Origin of the sequence: Vibrio sp. 10N.261.46.A3 (assembly GCF_041472995.1) — a bacterium.
Taxonomy (GTDB): Bacteria; Pseudomonadota; Gammaproteobacteria; order Enterobacterales; family Vibrionaceae; genus Vibrio; species Vibrio coralliirubri.
Genome location: NZ_JBFRRH010000050.1, coordinates 1 through 3,606 on the forward strand (window position 1 = coordinate 1; position 3,606 = coordinate 3,606).

Genomic DNA, 3,606 nt, shown 5'->3' on the forward strand with positions numbered 1-3,606 from the left:
GCGACAACGTCGCCGGTTCTGATGAGTATCGCTCGGTTCTTTTAAACGCTGGAATTAAAATGCTCTAGCCGTGAATAACCCCCAAATCCTTAAAAAATAGAAAAGTTGAAATTTTGAACATTTTAGGGTAGAGTCCCCCCCCTTATTTTTGAACCTGTCATTTTTTTTATCAAACCTAAAGTATTAAGTTATATGTATAGATTTTCTGTTACTTTCATGATGTTTATCATTATGGTCGCCTCGCTTTCAGGGTGCTATTCCAATGAGAGCTTTCCTGGCGATCCTGAGGTCTCATCGATCAGACTTGAAATCCAAGGGCAAAGTGATATCCCAGTAGGTTTAAGTGCAAAAGTGAAAGCCATTGCTGAATATAGTGATGGCTCTAAGAAAAATATCTCACCTGATGTTAACTGGGTTCTCGATAATGAACGATTTATGACAAATGGATTGACGGACACAAACGAACAAAGGTTTAAGGCTGATGTGGTTTCACCGTCATCAAGCCTGTTGACAAACATCAAGGCAGAATTGAATGGCTTGGAGAGCAGTAATGCCGTTGCTCTTTCTGTTTCCAGTGCCATCATTGTCGAACTGGATGTGACTCCCAAAGGAGCGACTGTCCCTGCCGGACTTAGTCAGCAGTTTTATGCTAATGCTGTTCTTTCCGATGCTCGGGTTCTTGATGTCACCGATGAAGAAGCGGTGACGTGGGGGATCAATAATGGCAGTATTGATAAAGGGCTTGCAACCAGTGGCGCAAAAGGTGAAACCCTTATGGTCTCGGCATCTGGAAGTAGCAACCATCAACCCTTTGAAGCGAGTGCTGAGCTTTTTGTTTCAACCTCTGATGTGACGAGCATTGAAGTTCAACCTGTCGATGGACAGGTCTGGAATACTGAATTGGCCGAGGGCGAATATCGAGAGTTAAAAGGCATCATTACGTTGACGAATGGTGTTGTGATCAACCCTGCTGATAACAACGATATCATCTGGAGTACAACGAACAATTCAACGGTAGATATCGACATTCAGAATGGACGTGTTTTTGCTGTCGGTAAGAATGGTGGATCGGCAGCCAGTATCACTGCCAAGGTCAGGGAAGTCTCTGATAGCATCACCTTTAACGTTTATGAGCAGCCGGATTCGGTCGCTAAAATTGTTGCTACAGAAACGGAGCTAAAAAAAGGCTCTGGTATGAGCTTTGACTTCATTTCTCAAGGCTCAGACGGCTCACTGGTTGATTTGACGGCAGGGGCGCAGTGGAGTGTGGATAACAATACTTACGTTCACATGGTCGATAATCGCCTTTATGCCATTCCACCGGGTGGTTATGACCCTAACCTTAATTATTTTGATGAAATTATTGTCACAGTGACGGCAAGTCATGGTGACCTCTCAGACCAATATCAAGTCGCTATTAAAGATGCTGAAATTACGGCGATGATCATGACTCCTAATGCGGATACTGAGCTTGCTTTAAATAACAACTTGCAGATGAAAGCATTTATTGTCTATGAAGATGGCAGTCAGGAAGATGTGTCACAAAGCCCTGCTATGTTTTGGTTTACGGATGCAAAGACCGCTTTCTTTTCTCCTATCGAGGAAGAAAAGGGGCTCCTCATCACTGGTGAGCCAGAAACCTTTACGGTGGAAGGGGATTTTTATGGGTATGTTTCAAGCAAATCGACAATTCAAGTCACCGTTCTTAATAAAGAAGTGGTCTCATTACAACTGACGCCGGAGAGCGGGTTTATTGCAGGTATACCTCAAAAGCTATCAGCAACACTGGGCTATAGTGATGGTTCAATCGAGAATGTGGCGATTGATGGTGACACAGTATCGGTCATTCTTGATACCAGCTCTTGGACGGGGGCGGGTGATATTGTCTTGATTAATGGTGATACATTGTATGCTAAAACAGAAGGGCAAAATGGAAAACTCACTGCTAAGTACCTTAAAGGCAGCGCAACATCGACGTGCAATATGGCTGACCTTTTGTGTCATCAGATAAATGTAAATGTTGACGCTCCTTTATTAACGTCATCGATGCAGGTAGCTCCTTCATCCGTAAATTTAATTACATATCAATCTCAAGAGTTGACGGTTTATCATGTTGATGCGAGTGGTGATAAGATAGAGGTTCCTTCCTCTCAATTAACCTATATATTGGACGACCCAGATAACATTGTTAATCACTCTGAAATATTGAAAGGCAATGTTGTTGCAACCAATAGTAGTGGTAATGCTGTTCTGACTATTTTAGATAATACTGTCCCTTTATCACAAACGGTTGATGGAAAAACACCAACAGCGACGGTTAATATTTCTGTAATAGATAAAGAGCTGTCTTCTCTAGATGTTTTACTTCCTGACGAAGTTTCTTTACTTCCAGGGGGCAGGCTTACATTAAATGCAATGGCGACTTATAGCGATGGTAGCACTAGTGCTGTCGATAATTCTGACGTTTCTTGGCTTCTTGACTTTAAACCAGCGAACTCTGCAGTGATGGATGGTAATGAGCTTGTCGCGCTTGCGTCAGGTTCTGGCTATATTGCTGCGCAATACAAAGCAAAACCTTCCGTTACATCGGAGAGGAAATTTGTCGAAATAACGAATGCGACGATTACTGCGCTCTTTATTACACCTGAAATTACTGAGCTTCCTTATAAATTATCTCAGAGATTTGAAGCAATTGCAGTGGCTGATACGGGACAAAGTATGCGATTGGGAGTGGATGATGTTGTATGGAGTGTCACTACAAGCCCGTCAGGTACCGTAACTGAAGTCAACGATGATGGCTCTTATTCCGTTCATGCAGGCAGTAATTCTGGTGCGGTTTCAATTTCAGCGCAAATATCAGGTGGATTAAATGCCTATGTTGATGATGGTGTGGGGATTATTACTACAGAGTTTGATGTTGTGCCAGCAGAGGTTATATCGCTAACCATTTCTTCGCCGCTTTCTGGCTCGGATGTTTATACGGGTATTGAATATCCTCTCCAAGCAAATGTAACGACAGAAAATGGTAGTGTTCACGATGCAACTGATTTTGTGGATTGGAGTGTTGATGGTACGGATGCAACCATCTATGAATCATTGGATGGTAAAGTTATCGAATTTAACGATAAGAGCGTTGCTAAATCCATTAAAATCACCGCAACGCCAAAAGATGATAGGTTTGGTGATTATCGTGATAAGGCGGAAAGTTTCGTCAACTTTATACCCAAGACGACAAACTCTCTTGTTGTTACTCCATCATATGCGAATGTTGAGGCTCATGATTCTCATCAATATAGAGCCTATGCTATTTATTCTAATGGCACAAACCAAGAAGTGACAAACATTGCTAATTGGTCTTTGGTTGATTTGGGGGATGGGTATCTTAGAATATCTTCTCCAATAAAGGGGGTGGCTAAAGGTGAAAACTATGGCGGTACTGTAGGTGTTCGAGCGTCTTATAGTGGTACTACTTCAAATGCAGCTGAGTTTGAGGTTACTCAAAGAACTTGCTCCGACGGTTCAAATAATTGGCCTGACTGTCCCTCGACTGGGGATAAGTGAAAAAAGGCAGCCCGAAGGCTGCCTTTTTAAAGGGTAAGCGTCTAC

The 3,606-nt window shown here is 42.6% G+C and carries 1 protein-coding gene; it reads left to right on the top strand.

All coding sequences use genetic code 11. The features are described from left to right. Window positions 1-192 precede the first annotated feature (192 nt). Window positions 193-3,561, top strand: a complete 3,369-nt coding sequence (locus tag AB4484_RS13280; RefSeq protein ID WP_372078631.1) for a hypothetical protein — start codon at window positions 193-195, stop codon at window positions 3,559-3,561. Window positions 3,562-3,606 lie beyond the last annotated feature (45 nt).